Source organism: Fischerella sp. JS2, assembly GCF_032393985.1.
Lineage (GTDB): Bacteria > Cyanobacteriota > Cyanobacteriia > Cyanobacteriales > Nostocaceae > Fischerella.
Map to the genome: position 1 here is coordinate 2604366 of NZ_CP135918.1, position 19203 is coordinate 2623568.

The 19203-nt window shown below is 42.0% G+C and carries 21 protein-coding genes; 14 read left to right on the top strand and 7 right to left on the bottom strand.

Going from position 1 to position 19203, the window contains the following annotated elements; genetic code table 11:
* The first annotated feature begins 150 nt into the window (after positions 1-150).
* The 6 genes from RS893_RS10725 to RS893_RS10750 all read left to right on the top strand — a co-directional run bounded on the left by RS893_RS10725 (position 151) and on the right by RS893_RS10750 (position 5656).
* Positions 151-645 carry a DUF2231 domain-containing protein gene (locus tag RS893_RS10725; RefSeq protein WP_315791151.1) on the top strand — a complete coding sequence of 165 codons (495 nt, stop codon included), beginning with the start codon at positions 151-153 and terminating at the stop codon, positions 643-645.
* Positions 642-1247 (top strand): DUF2231 domain-containing protein, encoded by a 606-nt coding sequence (locus RS893_RS10730; RefSeq protein WP_315791152.1) that lies wholly within the window; start codon positions 642-644, stop codon positions 1245-1247. Before RS893_RS10725 ends, RS893_RS10730 begins: the two co-directional genes overlap by 4 nt.
* A gap of 20 nt (positions 1248-1267) precedes the next feature.
* Positions 1268-2185: a cytochrome c oxidase subunit II gene (locus RS893_RS10735; protein ID WP_315791153.1), complete on the top strand. Its 918-nt coding sequence runs from the start codon at positions 1268-1270 to the stop codon at positions 2183-2185.
* Positions 2175-3851, top strand: a complete 1677-nt coding sequence (gene ctaD, locus RS893_RS10740) for a cytochrome c oxidase subunit I (protein WP_315791154.1) — start codon at positions 2175-2177, stop codon at positions 3849-3851. The genes RS893_RS10735 and ctaD overlap by 11 nt, the downstream gene beginning before the upstream one ends.
* A gap of 54 nt (positions 3852-3905) precedes the next feature.
* Positions 3906-4574: a heme-copper oxidase subunit III gene (locus RS893_RS10745; protein WP_315791937.1), complete on the top strand. Its 669-nt coding sequence runs from the start codon at positions 3906-3908 to the stop codon at positions 4572-4574.
* A 122-nt stretch (positions 4575-4696) separates the two neighbouring features.
* Positions 4697-5656, top strand: coding sequence for a VOC family protein (locus tag RS893_RS10750; protein WP_315791155.1), 960 nt, complete (start codon positions 4697-4699; stop codon positions 5654-5656).
* Positions 5657-5726: 70 nt separating this feature from the next.
* Here the strand turns inward: RS893_RS10750 and RS893_RS10755 are convergent, their stop codons facing one another.
* Both RS893_RS10755 and RS893_RS10760 read right to left on the bottom strand, forming a co-directional pair.
* Positions 5727-6014 carry a hypothetical protein gene (locus RS893_RS10755; protein ID WP_315791156.1) on the bottom strand — a complete coding sequence of 96 codons (288 nt, stop codon included), beginning with the start codon at positions 6012-6014 and terminating at the stop codon, positions 5727-5729.
* 1 nt (position 6015) lies between these two features.
* Positions 6016-7272 (bottom strand): cation:proton antiporter, encoded by a 1257-nt coding sequence (locus RS893_RS10760; protein WP_315791157.1) that lies wholly within the window; start codon positions 7270-7272, stop codon positions 6016-6018.
* A 419-nt stretch (positions 7273-7691) separates the two neighbouring features.
* Here RS893_RS10760 and RS893_RS10765 point away from each other — a divergent pair, with 419 nt between their 5' ends.
* The gene (locus tag RS893_RS10765) at positions 7692-9026 is read left to right on the top strand and encodes an Nramp family divalent metal transporter (RefSeq protein ID WP_315791158.1); all 1335 of its coding nucleotides are present in this window, start codon (positions 7692-7694) and stop codon (positions 9024-9026) included.
* A 7-nt stretch (positions 9027-9033) separates the two neighbouring features.
* Here the strand turns inward: RS893_RS10765 and RS893_RS10770 are convergent, their stop codons facing one another.
* Positions 9034-10197: an FAD-dependent monooxygenase gene (locus RS893_RS10770; protein ID WP_315791159.1), complete on the bottom strand. Its 1164-nt coding sequence runs from the start codon at positions 10195-10197 to the stop codon at positions 9034-9036.
* 253 nt (positions 10198-10450) lie between these two features.
* Between RS893_RS10770 and RS893_RS10775 the strand changes: the two genes are divergently transcribed.
* Positions 10451-12094, top strand: coding sequence for an alpha-amylase family protein (locus tag RS893_RS10775; protein WP_315791160.1), 1644 nt, complete (start codon positions 10451-10453; stop codon positions 12092-12094).
* A 4-nt stretch (positions 12095-12098) separates the two neighbouring features.
* Here the strand turns inward: RS893_RS10775 and RS893_RS10780 are convergent, their stop codons facing one another.
* Both RS893_RS10780 and RS893_RS10785 read right to left on the bottom strand, forming a co-directional pair.
* Positions 12099-12692: a DoxX family protein gene (locus tag RS893_RS10780; protein ID WP_315791161.1), complete on the bottom strand. Its 594-nt coding sequence runs from the start codon at positions 12690-12692 to the stop codon at positions 12099-12101.
* Entirely contained in the window at positions 12689-13597 is a 909-nt protein-coding gene (locus tag RS893_RS10785) for an SMP-30/gluconolactonase/LRE family protein (protein WP_315791162.1), read from the bottom strand. The genes RS893_RS10780 and RS893_RS10785 overlap by 4 nt, the downstream gene beginning before the upstream one ends.
* A gap of 668 nt (positions 13598-14265) precedes the next feature.
* On the opposite strand from RS893_RS10785, the gene RS893_RS10790 reads away from it, so the two are divergent.
* The 6 genes from RS893_RS10790 to RS893_RS10815 all read left to right on the top strand — a co-directional run bounded on the left by RS893_RS10790 (position 14266) and on the right by RS893_RS10815 (position 18510).
* Positions 14266-14574 carry a Rieske 2Fe-2S domain-containing protein gene (locus tag RS893_RS10790; protein ID WP_315791163.1) on the top strand — a complete coding sequence of 103 codons (309 nt, stop codon included), beginning with the start codon at positions 14266-14268 and terminating at the stop codon, positions 14572-14574.
* 69 nt (positions 14575-14643) lie between these two features.
* Complete coding sequence (locus RS893_RS10795; RefSeq protein WP_315791164.1) at positions 14644-16218, top strand: GMC family oxidoreductase; 1575 nt, start codon at positions 14644-14646, stop codon at positions 16216-16218.
* A gap of 6 nt (positions 16219-16224) precedes the next feature.
* A complete protein-coding gene (locus RS893_RS10800; protein WP_315791165.1) occupies positions 16225-16725 on the top strand; it encodes a DUF1622 domain-containing protein in 501 nt (166 codons plus the stop codon).
* Positions 16722-17240 (top strand): HPP family protein, encoded by a 519-nt coding sequence (locus tag RS893_RS10805; protein ID WP_315791166.1) that lies wholly within the window; start codon positions 16722-16724, stop codon positions 17238-17240. The genes RS893_RS10800 and RS893_RS10805 overlap by 4 nt, the downstream gene beginning before the upstream one ends.
* A gap of 127 nt (positions 17241-17367) precedes the next feature.
* Complete coding sequence (locus tag RS893_RS10810) at positions 17368-17727, top strand: glycine zipper domain-containing protein (protein WP_315791167.1); 360 nt, start codon at positions 17368-17370, stop codon at positions 17725-17727.
* A 27-nt stretch (positions 17728-17754) separates the two neighbouring features.
* Entirely contained in the window at positions 17755-18510 is a 756-nt protein-coding gene (locus tag RS893_RS10815) for a ZIP family zinc transporter (RefSeq protein ID WP_315791168.1), read from the top strand.
* 43 nt (positions 18511-18553) lie between these two features.
* Here RS893_RS10815 and RS893_RS10820 read toward each other — a convergent pair whose 3' ends face one another.
* Positions 18554-18736, bottom strand: a complete 183-nt coding sequence (locus RS893_RS10820) for a hypothetical protein (RefSeq protein ID WP_315791169.1) — start codon at positions 18734-18736, stop codon at positions 18554-18556.
* A gap of 48 nt (positions 18737-18784) precedes the next feature.
* Complete coding sequence (locus tag RS893_RS10825) at positions 18785-18943, bottom strand: hypothetical protein (protein WP_315791170.1); 159 nt, start codon at positions 18941-18943, stop codon at positions 18785-18787.
* Positions 18944-19203 lie beyond the last annotated feature (260 nt).

Here is a 19203-nt window from a genome sequence, read left to right on the forward strand (position 1 = left end):
TCTAACGATAGTATTTATTGTTCTGTTTCTTAGGTAAGAGTTAATAATACTTTTGTGGAGAGCAATTTTAAGCTGAAAATTCAAGAATGAATTTTGTTTTGCTCAAAATTAACTCAGAATACAGCATCTAGCGATCGCTAGGAGAAAGCAATGTTCTCTCTACCTCTTAATAGCGAAAATCTCCCGTACCCCGATCCGTTACACCCAATAATTGTCCATTTCGTAATTGCGATGGTGTTCTTCTCCTTTATTTGTGATGTAATTGGTTATTTCACACGCAATGTGCGTTTGTTTGAGGTCGGTTTTTGGAATATATTTGTTGCAGCGATCGCGATTTTTATAGCGATAATTTTTGGACAATTTGAAGCAGGTCTGGCACAAGTGTATCCAGCAGTTCAGCTAACACTCAACTTTCACACACTTATGGGTTGGTCGCTGGGAGCGATCGTTGCTGCAATTACAGCTTGGCGGTTTGTGCTTCGTAACCGTAACCCGCTAAAACTTCCTCCCGCTTACCTTGGTGTTGCCACATTTTTAGTTTGTCTAGTTTTTCTGCAAGTATATCTAGGTAGCAAGCTATTTTGGGTATACGGATTGCATGTTGAGCCTGTCGTTGAAGCGATGAAGCAGGGAATATCGCCATGAACTCGCAACTAATTGACCAATTAAGATTGAGATTAGGCGCTAACGGATTGCCCTACGAAATTCCTATGCATCCCAAGCTGGTGCATCTGACATTAGGTTTATTTATTATTGCCGTTTTATTCGATATAGCAGGAGCTATTTTTCCCATAGAACGACCAATCTTCAAATTTTTGGGTCTGACTGCTATCCGTTCTGGCTTCTTTGATGTTGGTTGGTACAACCTTCTAGGCGCATCTATTATCACTTTTTTTACAGTTGCCTTTGGTTTTTTTGAGCTACTGCTGGCAAATCCACCCATTAATCAAAAGAGCGATTGGGGGTTAAATGCTTCCTGGACAATGCTTTTACATGGTTTGGGTGGTGTTGCGTTGTTGGGGATTATCGTTGCTATGACCGTGTGGCGAGGTTTACAACGCTATCGCTGGCGTAAGGATGCTTCTAGACAAGTGCAATGGTGTTACTTGTTAGTAGGGATTGCAATGCTAGGTATTTTATATATCCACGGAACATTAGGAGGGCAATTAGGATCGGAATTCGGGATTCACGTCACTGCTGCTAAGTTACTCCAAGAGGGCGTAAACCCAAACTTACTGCCTAAATAAATGGGAATTTAGAAAGTTTTATGTCTAGATTTTTAGAATATTTACTAATAGCTGGTTATATTGCAGTTTTGCTTGTTGTCAGTCATTGGATTGGACAGCAAGCGTATTCTTGGATGCCGCCTGAAGCCACAGCAGAAGCGCAAAAGGTAGATAGTTTGTTTAGCTTCTTAACCTCAATTGGCGCGTTTATTATTCTTGGGCTTGTAGGTATGATGGTGTACTCAGTACTGTTCTTTCGCGCACCCAAAAATGACTACAGCGAGGGACACCCATCCAGAGGCGATATCAAACTAGAATTTTTATGGACGGCCGCTCCTACTTTGTTAGTTTTGTGGCTGGCTTTCCAAGGCTTCAATATTTATCAGCAATTAAATATTCTAGGTTTGCAACAAGTTGTACATTTGCATACACCTTTAGAAGAACCAGTCTATGCCGCATCAAGTGATGACAAACCTAAAGGGGCGGCTGAAACTATTGATGTTTTCGTCAAGCAGTGGGATTGGTCTTTTCGCTATCCCAATAATTTTACTAGTAATGAATTACACCTACCTGTAAATCGTCGTACTCGCTTAAATATGCACGCAAAGGACGTACTTCACAGTTTTTACGTTCCTGAATTCCGCTTACAGCAGTATATTGTGCCTGGACGCGACATTGATCTTGTAGTTACACCCACGCGCACGGGTCAATACAAGCTGAAAGATGCTTTATTTAGCGGTACTTACTTTGCTTTGATGGATGCCGATGTACACATTGAATCCCTTGAGCAATATAACCAGTGGCTTAGTCAAACCCAACATCAACCAACAACTATCAAAAATCAGGCAGTTGCTGAGTATACTCAACCGCCAAAAACATTTTTTAAGAGTGGCTGGTACACTGTTGCACCTGAACAAAGAGCGATCGCCAATGAAAGGAAAGTAATGAATGACACATGATTCTAGTGAAAATATCACCGAAGATAGAGAGCCTCAAAACGAGTCGGAGAATAACTGGCGACGATACTTCAGCTTCAGCACTGACCATAAAGTCATCGGCGTTCAGTACATGGTGACGACTTTCATTTTCTTCTTGATTGGCGGACTGTTGGCAATGCTCATCCGTGCTGAACTGATTACACCTCAATCAAATGTACTTGATCGTCCCTTGTACAACGGCTTGTTCACCTTGCACGGGACAATCATGATCTTTTTATGGATTATCCCCTTCAATGCAGGTATCTCTAACTACTTAGTGCCGCTAATGCTGGGAGCGCGGGATATGGCGTTTCCCCTGCTCAACGCTATCTCTTTCTGGATTCTGCCACCAAGCGGGATTTTATTAATATCTAGCTTCTTGCTGCCCAATGGAACAGCACAGTCCGGCTGGTGGTCTTATCCTCCAATTAGTCTGCAAATTCCTCCTGGTCAGCCGATTAATGGTGAATTTATTTGGATTGTAAGTATAGTCCTGATTGGCATCTCTTCAATAATGGGGGCTGTTAACTTTGTTACTACCATTTTTTGGATGCGCGCCCCAGGGATGACTTTTTTCCGAATGCCTGTATTTGTCTGGTCAGTTCTCAGCGCCCAACTGTTGCAACTGATTAATTTGCCTTCTTTAACAGGCGCATTGATCCTGCTGTTATTCGATCTCAGTTTTGGGACGCAATTCTTCAAACCCTTAGAGAATGGCGACCCGATCATTTACCAGCATTTATTTTGGTTCTATTCCCACCCCGCAGTTTATATTATGGCACTACCTGCTTTCGGTATTTTTGCGGAGGTTCTGCCAGCCTTTTCCCGTAACCCTCTATTTGGCTATCGATCATTAGCTGTTGCTTCTTTAGGCATCGCTGTAGTCAGCATTTTCGTTTGGGTGCATCATATGTTCACCAGTGCTACTCCTAGCTGGATGCGGATATTATTCATGTTTACCTCCATGTTGGTTGCTGTGCCTACTGGTGTAAAGGCATTTGGCTGGACGGCTACAGTGTGGAAGAGTAAGCTGCACTTGGAGACACCCATGCTGTTCGCTATGGGAGGTGCAGCCATGTTTCTACTCGGTGGTGTCACTGGTGTAATGTTGGCAGCAGTACCGTTTGATATTCACGTCCACAATACCTACTTTGTAGTGGGGCACTTCCACTACATTGTCTTTAACACCATCACAATGGCAATCTTTGCTGCCATTTACTATTGGTTTCCGAAGATAACTGGACGAATGTATGCTGAAGGTTGGGGTAAGGTGCATTTCTGGTTAACTTTCATTGGTGCTAACCTAACTTTTTTCCCCATGCTGCCACTAGGTTTACAAGGAATGGTACGCCGCATTTCCTCTTACGATCCACGCTATCAAGGATGGAATGTCATCGCTAGTTTAGGAGGATTTTTGTTAGGAGTATCCATACTGCCTTTTATTGCCAATATGATAGGTTCTTTGCTATACGGACAAAGGGCAGTCAACAATCCTTGGCACGCCACAGGACTAGAATGGCAAACGACCTCACCTCCACCGCGAGATAACTTTGAAGAAATTCCTGTTGTAAAAAGACCACCCTATGACTACGGCGATCCCAAATACTCAGTCATAGAACCTTCCGACTATCATCAGGGAGAAAAATAAGAACTCATGAAAAATGACCAATGACTAATGACAAATAACAAAAATTATGAATTTATGAACCGTGGTGTAATTCATGTAGATGAAAGTCCTATCCCTTTAGAACGGTGGCGGCGATACCTACCAAATTGGCTCAAGCGTTACCTACCAGTCCGTGGTGGACGTGCTGAAGACCATCATGGCAAAGCAATTTTTGGATTTACTGTGTTTTTGTTGTCGGAAAGCATAGTCTTTTTGAGCTTTATCTTTACATATGTTGGTCTGCGGTTAACGCATTCAGAAAATTGGCTACCACCTGGGATTTCAGGGCCAGAATTATCTAATTTTGTAATAATTAATACAATTGTCTTGCTTTCTAGCAGCTTTGTTATTCAACCAGCAGAAAATGCTCTTAAGCATCATAGGCTAAATAAATTCCGTTGGCTATGGCTGATGACAATTTGCATGGGAACCTATTTCTTAATCGGTCAAGGAATTGAGTGGAGTAATCTTGATTTTGGGTTAAGCACAGGTCTAGTCGGTTCTACATTTTATGTATTAACAGGTTTTCACGGTCTACACGTTCTTACTGGTGTGATTCTCCAAATAACTATGCTTGTCCGCTCCTTCAGGCGAGGTAACTACGAAAAAGGTCACTTTGGTGTGAGTGCTACCACTTTGTTTTGGCACTTTGTTGATATTGTTTGGGTCTTCCTCTTCTCACTTCTTTATATATGGCAGGCTTAAAAATTCAAATTACTCTATTAAGAAGCTAGCTATAAAATTCAAAATTCAATAACTTCTACCTTTTGCCTTGTGACTCATACCCTTTAACAGAAAATTAATTGTAAGTACAAAGGTGGTTGAATATGCCTAGTCAAACCAATGTACAAGTACAAAGAATTAGAGCTATTGGCTTAACGGTAACAAGTTGCGATCGCTCTTTGGATTTCTACACCCAAGCACTTAATTTTGAACTCGTTTCTGACATCACTGTTGCACAAGAAGATTACAGCGATTTAGAAGGCATACCTGGGGCAGAAATTCGTATTGTTACTTTACGGCTAGGTGATGAACTCATCGAATTAATAGAATATCTCAATGTAGAAGGAAAACCTATTCCCAGTGATTCCCAAAGTAATGACTTATGGTTTCAACATTTGGCGATTGTGGTAAGTGATATGGAGCGTGCTTATGCTCATCTATATTCATTTCCCATTCAACCCATATCTACTGCGCCCCAGACAATACCACCTGGTAATGAAACCTCTGCTGGTGTCCGTGCTTTTAAGTTTAAAGATCCTGACGGTCACGATTTAGAGCTAATTTGGTTTCCGCCTGATAAAGGACAAGATAAATGGCATCAGAACAGCGATCGCTTATTTTTAGGAATCGATCATAGTGCGATCACTATTTCCAACACCGAGCAAAGTCTACACTTTTATCGTGACCTGTTGGGAATACAAGTTGATAGCCGCAGTCTCAATTGGCGTGCAACTCAGGCTCGTTTGGATAACTTACCAGCAGCCGAAGTCCAAATTACAGCACTGCGACCAGTTCAAGGTAGTGTAGGAATTGAACTGCTGGATTATCTTGTGCCTGGGAAAGGCCGTCCTATACCAAGTGACTGGAAAAGTTGCGATATTGCGAGGGTACAAATTGAGCTTGTTGTTAATGGTATTGAACAGCTAGTGGATAAGTTACAGCACAACAGAGTTCAGTTTGTATCACCAAGAATTGTACAGTTTAGCGATCGCTCATTTCCTTATCGGCAAGCTTGTCTCATTAAAGACCCTGACGGTCACGCAATATTACTGTTTGTGGAATGATCGGGGAAAACGCAATCTAACCCTACGTGAGTTCGATAAGTTTATAATAGCCTGTCATCACCATATTTCCTCACATCACTACCTTTCCCATTGTTTGACCATGCGCCAGGACATGTAACGGCTTAATCCATCGATTTAAAAATAGCAAGATTGGTTGTCGACGTAATATCAGGATGGCGATCACTTTAGTAACAATGGAGGTTGCAACCACAGGATCGGTCGAGGCAATGATTGCTCCAATCAATATCCCTACCCAGAATGGCATTCTTAGAATCCAAGAAATCAACAGACCACTGACCAACCACATCCCAGGTAGTACTAGTCCAAGCAGTAAACTTAGAGAATGCCAGTGTTTCATATTAACTTTCACTTGCTAGCTGATTCTTGTTACGAATGTATTTACCGTAGAGCTTTGTTAAGGGAGTGGCACTCAAGCCTTGAGCAACGATAGAAGCGCAAATCATCAAGCTGCAAACTAACCAAACCTCTTCTACCTCCGTTCGACGCAGAGAATAACCTGCGTAAAAAATAGCAGCAACACCAATTGGCCCAAACCAACCCGTAAACAATGCTTCTGGGATATTTTTAATTGGCTTAATCAATCGATTTAGTAACAAAATTGCTGGTAATCGGCGCAATAACAACACTGTCACTACTATTAGAATTAGATTCCACCATCCTATTGATCCCCATTGTCGCCAAGGAATTGTTAAGCCAAGCAAAATAAAAATCGGCAGGTTAAAAAAGCGGTTAATTGCCTCTTGAACATTATCTTCCTCCGCCCGTTGTTTACCTCCTATCACATTACCGAAGGTCAATCCAGCCACGAATACAGCTAGAACGCCATCAGTACCGATCAGTTTGCCAGCACCCAATACCATAAGAGAGAGGGCTATAGTGTAACCCAGAAAAGAAGAATGTTCGATTGTTTTTTTACGTTCAGCTAATTTTAGAAGACGGCCGGCTATATAACCCAAAAGTGCGCCGCATAATACAGCTCCGACAACTTCCCACAGCACAACATGATAAAACCACTCAGACAATGCCTTTGTTGAGTTTCGCTGGAGCATGAGGATGGACAAAAGTACAAAGGGATAAGCCAACCCATCATTTGCACCTGATTCAGCTGAGATAAGATTTCGTAAGCGTCCAGGCAAATTATCTTCGGCAACAACACCAGTCACAATGGAAGTGGAAACAATCGGATCGGTTGGTGTAATTGCGGCCCCGACTAGCATGGCTTCCCAAAAGGGTATTTTTAAGATCAAATAAACCAGAAAACCACTAACCACCCACATCGTAGGCATGACTAACCCTAACAAAACTGCCAGAGGTCGCCAGTTGTGGAAAAAATAATTCTTGGGTAGTCGCAATGCTACTCCCATTAATCCGATCGCTAAGGTAAAACGGGCGGCTTGCTCTAGAAGATGCTCTTTTGGTAAACCCCAAGCGTTGGGATTGACTAATCCTAAGCCAATTGGGCCTAGTAATATTCCTAATAATAGTGCTGTTAAGGGGTCACAAGTCCACCAATTACGACGGAAATAGTCAGATAACAGTCCCAGAAATAGAACGATCGCACCGATCGCTATGATTAGAATATTGAGTTCATCCAAGGGTCAATAACTGATTTTGAGACTAAGGTTCTTGGTGTGTAAATTATAGATATATCTAAATGCTTACTCTCCAAGGCAGCATCTATCTGTAGGGGAAAATGAGATTTATGTCCTTGGTTAAGACATAGTTTTTACAAAAGGAGCGCATCTAGTGAACAAAAACTGTGATCGCTTTTTTAGGTAACTCGGTCATCACAAATGCACTTCAATATAAGAGATACTTTCAATTATCTCTACACTAAAAGTTCGCAAACAAAGTTTCCAGGCTTAAAAAGCATCACTAAGCCTCCTTTTAATGTCAATAGAGAACAAAAAAGAAAGATATTCAGCCTTTCGTGGTGGATGGGAATCTGACCTAAGGGTATGGCTGGCATTAAACAACTAAGTAGAATATGAAAAGATTATGAAAAAAAATAGCAATGAAAAAACCTGTAGAAACGGTTTCCGTATCAGATCCGCCAAGCTTACCGGAAGTCCATCGTAGTATCCCAGTTCCTGAACGACAAAATTTTTGGCGCAAGCTTGTAGCTTATGCTGGGCCTGGATACCTGGTGGCGGTGGGTTATATGGACCCTGGAAACTGGGCTACCGATCTAGCAGGAGGTGCTAAATTTGGTTACACGCTTTTGAGTGTAATTTTGCTATCAAACTTGATGGCGGTGCTACTGCAATCTCTCTGTGTCCGCTTGGGTGTAGCAACAGGCAAAGATTTAGCACAAGCATGTCGAGACTATTTCCATCAACGTGTGAGTTTATTCCTCTGGCTACTTTGTGAAATTGCGATCGCAGCTTGCGACCTAGCTGAACTGTTAGGGAGTGCGATCGCTCTACAGTTATTGTTTGGCATTCCTTTAGCGATTGGTGTATGTGTAACAGCAGTCGATGTCTTTATGGTACTGCTGTTGCAAAGCAAAGGGTTTCGCTACATTGAAGCGGTTATCATTAGCTTAATTACGCTGATTTTTGGGTGTTTTGCAGCAGAAATTGTCTTTTCTCAGCCTAATTTTGGGGATGTCATGCAGGGGTTTGTTCCCAATTCCCAGATAGTGCATAACCCCCAAATGCTTTATATCGCAATTGGTATTTTGGGAGCAACGGTGATGCCCCATAATCTTTACTTACATTCGTCAATTGTCCAAACTCGTCGCTGGCAAGAAAACTCACAGCAGAAGCGAGAAGCCATCCGGTTTGCTACACTTGATTCCACCATTGCTCTGACGATCGCTCTGTTTATTAATGCTGCAATTCTGATTTTATCCGCAGCCACCTTTCATACGTCAGGAAATCATCAAGTAGCTGAAATCCAAGATGCTTACAAATTGCTTTCTCCGACATTAGGTGTACCAGTAGCCAGTGCCATATTTGCATTTGCACTATTGTTATCTGGTCAAAACTCTACACTGACCGGAACTTTGGCTGGGCAAATCGTCATGGAAGGTTTTCTGCGATTGCGCTTGCGGCCTTGGCTGCGTCGGCTAGTAACTCGTTGGCTAGCAATTACACCAGCATTAATCACAATTCTATGGTTTGGCGAAGGCAGTACAACCAATTTGCTGATCCTCAGTCAGGTAATTTTAAGTTTGCAACTGCCTTTTGCCGTCATTCCCTTGGTGATGTTCACAAGCGATCGCCGGATTATGGGTGAGTTCGTTAATCCTCGTTGGCTGAAGATACTAGCTGGAAGTGTTGCAACTCTCATTGTGGGGCTAAACCTTTGGCTGTTGTGGCAAACGTTTTCCGGCGGATTCAATTAAAGACTAGTTATTTAATGATGCTTTTTGCACCTATTTGCTCACGAAAAATCGAACTAAATCCTGGTAAAAACATGAACTTGACAAACAAATTCATCATCCAAATCGAGAAATAATTATCAGGAACAAACGAACTTGCCAACTTTTGGGCTTGGATTTGTCTTTTGGCAATCTCCGGTTGCAGTTGTGCTTGATAAGCGGGAAAAGCCACTTGATAATTACCATTAGTCCGAAAGAGTTCAGTCGCTAAAATATATGCGCCAGCCATTGCCATTGATGCACCTTGTCCTGCTAGTAAAGTTAAACATTGACAGGCATCTCCAACAAGCGCCACTCTATCTTTGTACCAAGGAGTCAATTTGATTTGGGAAACAGCATCAAAATAGAGATGAGGCGATCGCTTCATTGCTGCTAAAATTTCCGGAACAATCCAGCCCATTTTGCCAAATACATCGCTCAGTAAATCAAGTTTTTGTTGGTGTGTTCTTACATCATGCTTTTCAGATTTGAAAGCAAACAAAGTTCCTAATCTAATACCACGAATTGAGCATATAGTCACCTGTTTTTTCGGTTTCATATAGGTGTAAAAAGCGTCTCTGTCTTCAAGAAAATCCTCAGTAATTACGCAGGCAACGTAATATCCTAAGAAATTCTCAAACTGACTTTCACTTCCCCACAAAATATTTCTAGTTTGGGAATGAATGCCATCGGTGCCAATCACTAAATCGTATTCTCGTTTAGTATGGTCTGAAAATTCTACTTCTACCTGATTGGGATGAAGGTGCATCTGCACCATACTCGTATTGAACTGAATGGGAACTGTATTTTTAATAGTTTCATAAAGTACAGTTTCCAAGTCACCCCGCATAAAATTAAAGTGTCTAAAATCTAGCATTCTGCGAAATTTTTCTATTGACAAAGTAGCTTGGGTTTTTCCTTGGCTATTAATAAACTTTAATTCTGAAATAGGGTAGTGCTTTGCTTGAAGTTGATTGAGGATGCCCATTTTTTCAGCAATATCAAAACCTGAGCCGTAAAAATCAATCATGAAACCTTCATCTTTAAGGTCAGAACGTTTCTCAAGCAGCGTCGGATTAAAATTGAATTTCTGTAACCAATATGCTAAAGTCAGCCCTGCTATACCAGCACCGCTAATCAAAATATTTGTATTCATGATATTCATCCTTTTTATCTTTTTTATACGTTAGGAGTTAGAAACCAAGAGCTAGTATCAAAATATTTTTAGAATTAAGCAGTAATTCACAGTTCAAAAATTAGAGTCTCTAGTGAATCAGCACCAGATATTAACCGAAATTATCAACTTATTTTTGATAGATATTAATTAATCGGAAATTTAATACCATCGATAGATATTTAAGAAAAACCAACTAAAGTTAGGATACCGGAAGCGATCGCTGTGAGTATTTATGTTAGACCTCTGGTACAAAAGTGCTGTTATCTATTGCATTGATGTCGAAACCTTTATGGATGGTAACGGCGATGGTATAGGAGACTTTGAAGGACTGATTGATCGCTTAGATTATATTGCTGGTTTAGGCATTAACTGTATCTGGCTCATGCCCTTTTATCCTACCCCAAACCGAGATAACGGCTATGATGTTACGGATTACTACAGTGTAGATCCGCGTTTGGGAACATTAGGAGACTTTGTAGAATTTCTCCGTCAGGCAAATGATCGCGGTATGCGCGTTATTGTTGACTTAGTAATTAACCACACCTCCATTGACCATCCTTGGTTTAAAGCGGCTTGCAAAGATAAGAACTCTAAATATCGCGACTATTATGTGTGGTCAGAGGAAAAACCTGCCGATGCCGAGTCAGGGATTATTTTTCCTGGCTATCAACAGAGTACCTGGACATATAACGAGGAAGCTGGAGCCTATTATTTTCACCGCTTTTTTGAGTATCAGGCAGATTTAAATATTGGTAATCCTCAAGTTCGGGAAGAATTCCAAAAAATCATGGGATTTTGGCTACAGTTGGGGATTTCCGGCTTTCGCGTTGATGCGGCTCCGTTTTTAATTGAGCTAAAGGGTATTGAAAAACAGGCAGATATTCAAGACCCTTACCTTTATCTTAAACAAATGCGGAACTTTCTTTCTTGGCGACGAGGGGATGCGATCATTCTGGCAGAAGCGAATGTGCCAATGGAAGATGTACCGAAATATTTAGACGATGGCGATAAATTGCAAATGCTATTTAGCTTCATTGTCAATCAGTATCTCATGCTGGCTTTGGCTCGTGAAGCAGTGGCTCCTCTGATCAAAGGATTGCAAGCACCACCAGCAATCCCAGACATTTGTCAGTGGGCGCACTTTATCCGCAATCACGATGAATTGTCGCTCGACAAGCTTTGTGAGTCGGAACGAGAAGAGATATTGACCAAATTTCATCAAGATAAAGAGCAGGTATGGATTTACGATCGCGGTATTCGTCGTCGCTTTCCACCTTTAGTTCAAGGAGATCCACGCCGGATTCGCCTCGCCTACAGCCTTATGTTTACCATGCCAGGAACACCAGTCCTCAAGGCGGGTGAAGAAATTGGCATGGGAGACGACTTATCCTTGCCACAACGCGATGCTAGCCGCACCCCAATGCAATGGTCAGCAGAGTCGAATGGCGGGTTCTCGACTGCTTGTTGCGATCAACTCATTCGACCCGTAATTAAGGAAGGGGAATATGGCTACCCACACCTGAATGTCATTGCTCAACGCAGAGATCCCCATTCACTTTTAAACTGGATGGAACGAGCAATCAGGATGCGTAAAGAATGTCCGGAGTTCGGCTGGGGAAGTTGGCAATTAATCGAAACTGACAACTCAGCAGTATTGGCTTTATGTTACCGATGGCGTGATGGAACAGTTGTTGCCCTTCATAATTTAGCATCAGATGCTTGTACTGTAGCTCTCAAGCTAGATGGCGATCGCGAATCCCATTGGATTGATTTACTTGGAGATAAACCCTACGAATCAATCGAACACCCCGAACACGGGATACAACTTGAAGGTTACGGCTACCGTTGGATACGGATCGGTAGGGAACGGCTTTGATTCATCATCTAAAAATCGCAGCATCTAGGGAATAAGCACCAGGGCCCAAAACAGCGATCGCAATCAGCATCACGCAATACATAAACGCTTTTTCCCAACTTGGCGGTTCACCCTTTCCTAAAGGGCCTTTATACTGGTCTTCGGGAATTAAATAGGGATCTGTAGCCACAAAAGGCTTACCTTGAATCAGATGTAACAATATTGCAAACAACATAGAAGCCAAAATCGGCAAAGTTGCCAAAAGTGTAAGCAATCCAATGATTAAGAACAATCCCCCACCCAACATCGTCCATGCAGATATAAAGCAAAGAAAAACAGGTGTATTGATAGATTCAGCCCACCGCCGAATATGCAGTACTTTGGGGTAGCCGTGGATCAAAAACAAACCGCCAACGCTCACTCTTAGCAGTAAAAGTGCTAATCCTGCTAGTCCACCAGGGTACGTATGAACAAGAGAACTCACTAAATGCGGCCCCAGGAATGGATAATTAACTGAAGCTAATCCAAAAGTAATTACCTTCGGTAGTACCCACACAGCGTAGACGTAAAGTGGCTTGTCGTTAGACATCGCTACACTCAGGACAGATTTATAAATCATTGCTGTACACCACGGGTATTAAGGTCAATAGCATATAAGGAATGACCGGCCGTGATGAACAAGCGATCGTGTTCCTTTCCCCCAAAAGTTAGATTAGCGCATGTTTCCGGCACTAAAATTTTCCCTAAGCGAGTTCCGTCAGGAGCGTATACTTGCACGCTGTCTTTAGAACTGGTAAAAACATTGCCGTGTTCATCAACCCGGATTCCATCAGGTTGTCCAGGCTCAATGACTGCAAACACACGACCGTTGCTTACATGCTGACCATCCTCCCCAACCTCGTATACACGAATATGATGAGGACCTCCCGGAATATTAAACGCAGCCGTATCTGAAACATACAAAAGACTTTCATCTGGACTGAAAGTAAGTCCGTTAGGACGCACCATATCTGTCACGACTGGATAAATTTCGCGAGTTTGCGGATCGAAGCGATACACGTAACTGCCGCTTTGTTCCTGTTTACCACCGTAACCTTGATTTGGTTGAGTAATGCCATAGGGCGGGTCAGTGAACCAAATCGTACCATCGCTTTTCACTACCAAGTCATTTGGACTATTCAAGCGTTTACCTTGGTAACGATCTACTAAAATCTTCCATTCTCCATTGTGTTCGCGGCGGATAATAGCACGCAAACCCGACGAACACGCTACCAAACGACCCTCCAAGTCGCGGTAATTACCACTTTGGTAATCGGATGGATCTCGCAGAACGCTCACATCATCACTTGCACTCCAGCGTAACAGGCGGTTGCCATGTGCGTCGCTCCACACAACACTATCATCTTCGTGGAAATAAACGGGGCCTTCGCTATGAGCCGCACCATTAGCAAGCTTTTGGAGTGATGAATTTGAGCGTATGAGCGCATCCATGCGCTTTTCATAAATTTCAATGGGTTCAGGCATAGGAATCTCCTGTTATCTAATTTGGCTACTAGAATAAATGGCAGCTTCTAGTGAATCACAAATTGCTACAGCATTACAAATGAGAAAAATAATTAATTATTTTTTTGCAAAAAGGACTGAATTTATCACTTCTTAAGTTAGTAAGTCTATTTTTTTCAATAGATATCAAAAAATTACTATATCTAATTGTGATTAGATTAAATTTCAATTACCTCAAACCATAGATATAAATTATGTAATTTTTTTCTCAGCTTAAGTCATCAGAATAATTACTTTTTATTTAAAAATTTAATAATATTATCGAATTTTCTAACTTTTACTAAATTTAAATCTTATTGAATCATTTCATACAATATCTAATAAAAATGAAATTAAAATGAAATAATTACCTCTCTTTAGATAGAAATAAGCATTAAGCCGTTAGATAGAAGCAAGGTTGAAATTAAAGTTTTAATCTAAGCTTAGAAATATATATTTAGAGAGATTTAAAATTTTAATTCTTCAAAAATAAGTCAGTCGATTTTTCGCAAAATATTTTTAAACAATCAAAAAAAAATAATAATTTTAATTTTAAAAAACAGATTAAAATATTCATACGTATAATTTATTATGTCTCAAAAAAACGAATACTATAGTGAGATAGCTAATAGTTTATTTAAGAGTTAATTATGAGACAAAAAGAAGCAGTTGTTGTCAATATAAATGACCTAAATCATGGTGAAATACGACAGATATCTGTCGGCGAAACAGAAATTTTACTAAGTCACATAGATGGAAATTTTTATGCCGTTGGCGCACACTGCGCTCATTATGGCGCACCACTAGCAGAAGGGGCGCTGAATGGACATCATGTTGTTGTAGATGGAGATTTGCAACAACAGCAATTTATCGCTTATGACATCAAAAACAATCAAGTCTTAGCAATTGCAAGCAGTCATCTCAGAACTGATGCGCTTAAACCAGATGCCAACACTTGAGGAATTACAAAGCACTCTGCGTCCCTCTGCGTAAATCTCTGCGTCCCTTTGCGTTTAAAAAAATCAAACATGACGAACATCACCGAACGCTACGACATCATTATTATCGGTACAGGAGCCGGTGGCGGTACACTGGCTCACCGCCTCGCACCCACAGGTAAAAAAATTCTCGTCTTGGAACGAGGCAACTTTCTGCCGAGAGAAAAAGATAATTGGAATCCCCAAGAAGTTTATCAAAAACATCGCTATCACACCGATGAAGAATGGTACGACAAAGAAGGTAAAGCCTTTAAGCCCCAGACAGGTTACTGGGTTGGTGGCAATACTAAACTTTACGGTGCAGCCTTAGTTCGATTGCGAGAGCGAGATTTTGCAAAGGTAATTCACAAGGGAGGAATTTCGCCAGAATGGCCGTTGAAATATCAAGACTTTGAGCCATACTACACCCAGGCAGAAAAATTATATGACGTACATGGTCAACAAGGAGAAGACCCAACCGAACCACCTCGTAGCGAGCCATATCCTTATCCACCTGTAAGTCATGAGCCGGATATGCAGTTCCTTGTTGATGGTATCCGCGAACTGGGATATTACCCATTTCACCTACCACTAGGATTAAAGCTGAATGAAAGCGATCGCATCAATAGTCCTTGTATTCGCTGCGATACCTTTGACGGATATCCCTGTCTGGTACAAGCCAAAGCCGATGCTGAGGTTAACGCCATTCGTCCTACCTGGGCAATGTATAGTAATTTCACCCTCAAAACTAATGCTAAGGTATTACGACTGCATACTAGTGAATCAGGGCGAGAGGTGACAAGTGTAGAAACTGAAATCGTTGGGGAAAAGCATTGGTTTGCAAGCGATATTGTGATAGTTGCCTGTGGTTCTGTCAACTCGCCTGCCTTACTATTACGTTCTGCTAACGATAAACATCCTCATGGATTAGCCAACAGTTCCGATCAAGTAGGGCGGAATTTTATGAAACAGTTGGAAACAGCCATAGTTTCCATACATCTAGAGGTGAATCACGCCAACTTTCAAAAAACGATCGCCGTCAATGATTTTTACTGGGGAGAACCAGATTTTCCTTATCCAATGGGCATGGTGCAGAATACAGGTAATGTGCTTGCCGATATGATTCCCGCAGAGGCTCCACCACTGATGGCTCCATTTGTGAAACTGGTTCCTCATTTTGAGCGTCATTTGCTAGCTGAGAGATCAGTTGGTTGGTGGTTGCAGACAGAAGATTTACCAGATCCCAATAATCGGATTCGGGTAGTGGGTGACAAGATTCACGTTGACTATGAATTGAATAATACAGAAGCAAGCGATCGCCTCATCCATCGTTGGACATCTGTACTTAAGTCAATTCCGCGTTCTGCTAAACACGTCCTACCATTTAGCATTTATCCCCGCACTCATCTACCAGAACAAGCAGTAGCCCATCAATGCGGTAGTTGTCGATTTGGTACAGACCCCAAAACTTCAGTCCTTGATCTCAATTGCCGTAGCTATGATGTCGATAATCTTTATATTGTAGATAGTAGTTTTTTCCCTTCCAATTCTGGCGCTAACCCCACGCTCACGATTATGGCCAATGCTTTGCGCGTCGGCGATCATATAGCAGAACGATTGAAGTAGAAAGGTATGAGAAGAGAGGCATCACGGGATTCATTAATTAATTTGATATTGCCCCTAGCACTGATTTTAGGGTTAGTTCTGCTGTTGAGTTTGAATGTGGAAGGAGGGGGGGAGGGCAGAGAAACTACTCCTTTAGAAATATGGCTAAAAGTCATCGTCGGTTATTTGGCAGCAGGTACAGAAATTGCCGCAGCAATTGTGATTGGCGGAGCGGTGATCCGGGGTATTGCTGCTTATTTACGATTGTTGTTTTCTCGTTCCAAACAACATTTTGATGCTACAGAAGGAATTCGCCTGCAATTGGGACGAGTTTTAGCATTGGGTTTGGAATTCACTGTGGCTAGCGATATTTTGCGGACGGCAGTAGCGCCAACTCGCCAGGATATTTTGAATTTGGGAGCGATCGTCCTGCTGCGAACTTTGCTGAATTATTTCTTAGAACGGGAGATTCAGCAGGGAGAACAACGCCGTTCATCGGAGCCGGAACTTGATAGGAGTATGCGATGAAACCCAACCGTTCCAGATTGGAGCCTTTGCAACGTGCGAATCGATCGCTCCGTAATCGCCTCACCTGGAAGGGTGAGTTGGCATTAGCAACTGCTCCGACAGTGGTCATATTGAGCGTTTTTGCTCTTGTGGAAGTACTAACCCGCCAGCGTTTGTTGTTTGCGTCCCTTGCCTCCAGTGCCTTTCTCATTTATCTTGATCCGCAGCACAGTACAAATACGGTGCGAACTTTGGTCATTTCCCAAATGATAGCAGCTGGGATCGGTTTTTTAATATATGTGCTATTGGGTTCGGGTTATGTGTCTGGTGGAACTGCGATGATCGTCACAATTATACTGATGATTCTGTTAGATGTTATGCATCCTCCAGCTGTTTCCACATCCTTAAGTTTTGCCTTAAAAGCCGGCAATGAAAACAACCTAATTTTGTTTGGTTTGGCTGTAGGCATCACTGCGGTGTTGGTTGGACTGGAACGCTTTGCCCTGTGGCTGTTGGTGTACCTTAACCCAAGGTAGTTTTATGCTGATTATAAGTTGTTTGGTGTTAAAAATTGTTGTTATGAAAAGGCAGCTATGCTGAGGGCAGAAGACAGAAGGGAAGAGGTTTTTAGCTAAATTTACGCTTAGTTTCAAGGAGAGACAAATGAACAACGAAGAACACTCTATTTCTAACCCAGAAAATGAAAATCAAACGCCTTCAAATACTCATCCTATTGCAACGGGATTGGGAGCAGCCGGAGGTGGAATTGCTGGAGCCGCATTAGGTCGCTCAATTGGTGGTAAAGTTGGTGCTGCCATTGGTGGGGTTGCTGGAGCAATTACTGGTGGAGTTGCAGGTAATAAGTTAGCAGAGTACGCAGAAGAATTTATTGAAGAACTCCAGCCGACTGTCGGATTAGGATTAGGAGCCGATCACAAACCAATTGAACTACCCAGCCATTACAGTTGGGAAGAACTACAAGCACTATCAAAACCTCAAGGTGGAGAAATGCAAGCTATCTAAGTCAAGAATTTTAATTACGATTTAATCATGTTTCCACTTTGGTTAAAAGCAGGTTTCTGGGGTTTGGTGGGTGGTTCAGCATTGCTGTTGGGTTCAGCAGTGGGTTACTACGCCAAAATCCCCCAACGCCTCATTGCCGCAGTTATGGCTTTTGGTGCTGGGGTGTTAATTTCAGCACTAGCATTTGAACTGATGGATGAAGCTTATAAGCGCGGTGGCTTTGACTCAACAGCGATCGGATTTGTCAGTGGTGCAGTAGTATACACAGCAGCCAACTGGTTTCTGTCTCATCAAGGTGCAAAGCATCGCAAGCGTTCAGGTGAACAGCAACCATCGGAAGAGGAAAATAGTGGGAGTGGACTAGCGATCGCTATTGGTGCATTACTCGATGGTGTCCCAGAATCTATCGTGATTGGTGTCAGCATGATTGGGGGAGGAGTTGTCAGTTGGGTAACGGTGGCGGCTGTTTTTCTGTCTAATGTTCCTGAAGGACTTTCTAGTGCTGCTGGGATGAAAAAAGCAGGACGTTCAACAGCTTACATCTTTGGTGTATGGGGAGGTATCGCCATTATCTCTGGCATAGCAGCACTTTTGGGTTATGCTTTGTTCAGTCACTTCTCACAAGAAGTCATCGCCGCAACTACTGCGATCGCCGCAGGTGCTATTTTAGCAATGATTTCAGACACGATGATTCCAGAAGCTTTTGAGCAAGCCCATGATTTTGCTGGGCTAATTGTCGTCTTGGGATTTTTGACTGCTTTTGTCCTGAGCAAACTTGCTTAAAATTACGGCTTCAACCGTCTGAAAATATAGTTTTATACATTCATTACTTTAATTGAGGCTCTAGCTTCACCCGCACAGTCTGCACTCCTTCCTCAATTGTCATCTCAATCACCTGTGGTTCGCACACTCTAGGAATAACACTAATTTGTCCACTGCGTTCTAGGCGTGCAACTTTTACTTGACTTGGATCGGATAAGTGAGCGTTGCTGCGTAAAGATGCTAGCACATCGGATTGGCGAAAGTGATACAAACAATGACATCAAAAACAGTGAACCTACCACCAAAACGGTGATCGCCTGACAAGTGTACCATCATTAGCCCTGCTACATATATAAATGATGGCGCGTAATGCCATTTGTAAAAAAGTTAGCGTCTTTGGCTGTACACCTAAACCTAATGCCCAGTTAATGCTATCCCACAACTGTTGATTCATGAAAAATCATCCTTCAATGTGTTCAGTCATTATTTTTGGTTGATTTGAGGTGCAATCTCACTGTCATACACATGTACTGCTGTTATTGCTAAGGACTCCGTTCTCTTTCCTCACTTTGCATATACGAGTGAGCATTTTCATAAAGCAACCCATAGCTAAAATTGAGTCATATTATTACCAACAAAACATTTATTTTGACAACTATTAATAATATAGTTGTGACCTTAATTTAGGAAATGGCTGTAGCTATTGCTTCTTAC

Coding starts and splice junctions, on each gene's coding strand:
- RS893_RS10725 (WP_315791151.1), top strand. CDS start 151: ATGTTCTCTCTACCTCTTAATAGCGAAAATCTCCCGTACCCCGATCCG.
- RS893_RS10730 (WP_315791152.1), top strand. CDS start 642: ATGAACTCGCAACTAATTGACCAATTAAGATTGAGATTAGGCGCTAAC.
- RS893_RS10735 (WP_315791153.1), top strand. CDS start 1,268: ATGTCTAGATTTTTAGAATATTTACTAATAGCTGGTTATATTGCAGTT.
- ctaD (WP_315791154.1), top strand. CDS start 2,175: ATGACACATGATTCTAGTGAAAATATCACCGAAGATAGAGAGCCTCAA.
- RS893_RS10745 (WP_315791937.1), top strand. CDS start 3,906: ATGAACCGTGGTGTAATTCATGTAGATGAAAGTCCTATCCCTTTAGAA.
- RS893_RS10750 (WP_315791155.1), top strand. CDS start 4,697: ATGCCTAGTCAAACCAATGTACAAGTACAAAGAATTAGAGCTATTGGC.
- RS893_RS10755 (WP_315791156.1), bottom strand. CDS start 6,014: ATGAAACACTGGCATTCTCTAAGTTTACTGCTTGGACTAGTACTACCT.
- RS893_RS10765 (WP_315791158.1), top strand. CDS start 7,692: ATGAAAAAACCTGTAGAAACGGTTTCCGTATCAGATCCGCCAAGCTTA.
- RS893_RS10770 (WP_315791159.1), bottom strand. CDS start 10,197: ATGAATACAAATATTTTGATTAGCGGTGCTGGTATAGCAGGGCTGACT.
- RS893_RS10775 (WP_315791160.1), top strand. CDS start 10,451: ATGTTAGACCTCTGGTACAAAAGTGCTGTTATCTATTGCATTGATGTC.
- RS893_RS10780 (WP_315791161.1), bottom strand. CDS start 12,692: ATGATTTATAAATCTGTCCTGAGTGTAGCGATGTCTAACGACAAGCCA.
- RS893_RS10785 (WP_315791162.1), bottom strand. CDS start 13,597: ATGCCTGAACCCATTGAAATTTATGAAAAGCGCATGGATGCGCTCATA.
- RS893_RS10790 (WP_315791163.1), top strand. CDS start 14,266: ATGAGACAAAAAGAAGCAGTTGTTGTCAATATAAATGACCTAAATCAT.
- RS893_RS10795 (WP_315791164.1), top strand. CDS start 14,644: ATGACGAACATCACCGAACGCTACGACATCATTATTATCGGTACAGGA.
- RS893_RS10800 (WP_315791165.1), top strand. CDS start 16,225: ATGAGAAGAGAGGCATCACGGGATTCATTAATTAATTTGATATTGCCC.
- RS893_RS10805 (WP_315791166.1), top strand. CDS start 16,722: ATGAAACCCAACCGTTCCAGATTGGAGCCTTTGCAACGTGCGAATCGA.
- RS893_RS10810 (WP_315791167.1), top strand. CDS start 17,368: ATGAACAACGAAGAACACTCTATTTCTAACCCAGAAAATGAAAATCAA.
- RS893_RS10815 (WP_315791168.1), top strand. CDS start 17,755: ATGTTTCCACTTTGGTTAAAAGCAGGTTTCTGGGGTTTGGTGGGTGGT.
- RS893_RS10825 (WP_315791170.1), bottom strand. CDS start 18,943: ATGAATCAACAGTTGTGGGATAGCATTAACTGGGCATTAGGTTTAGGT.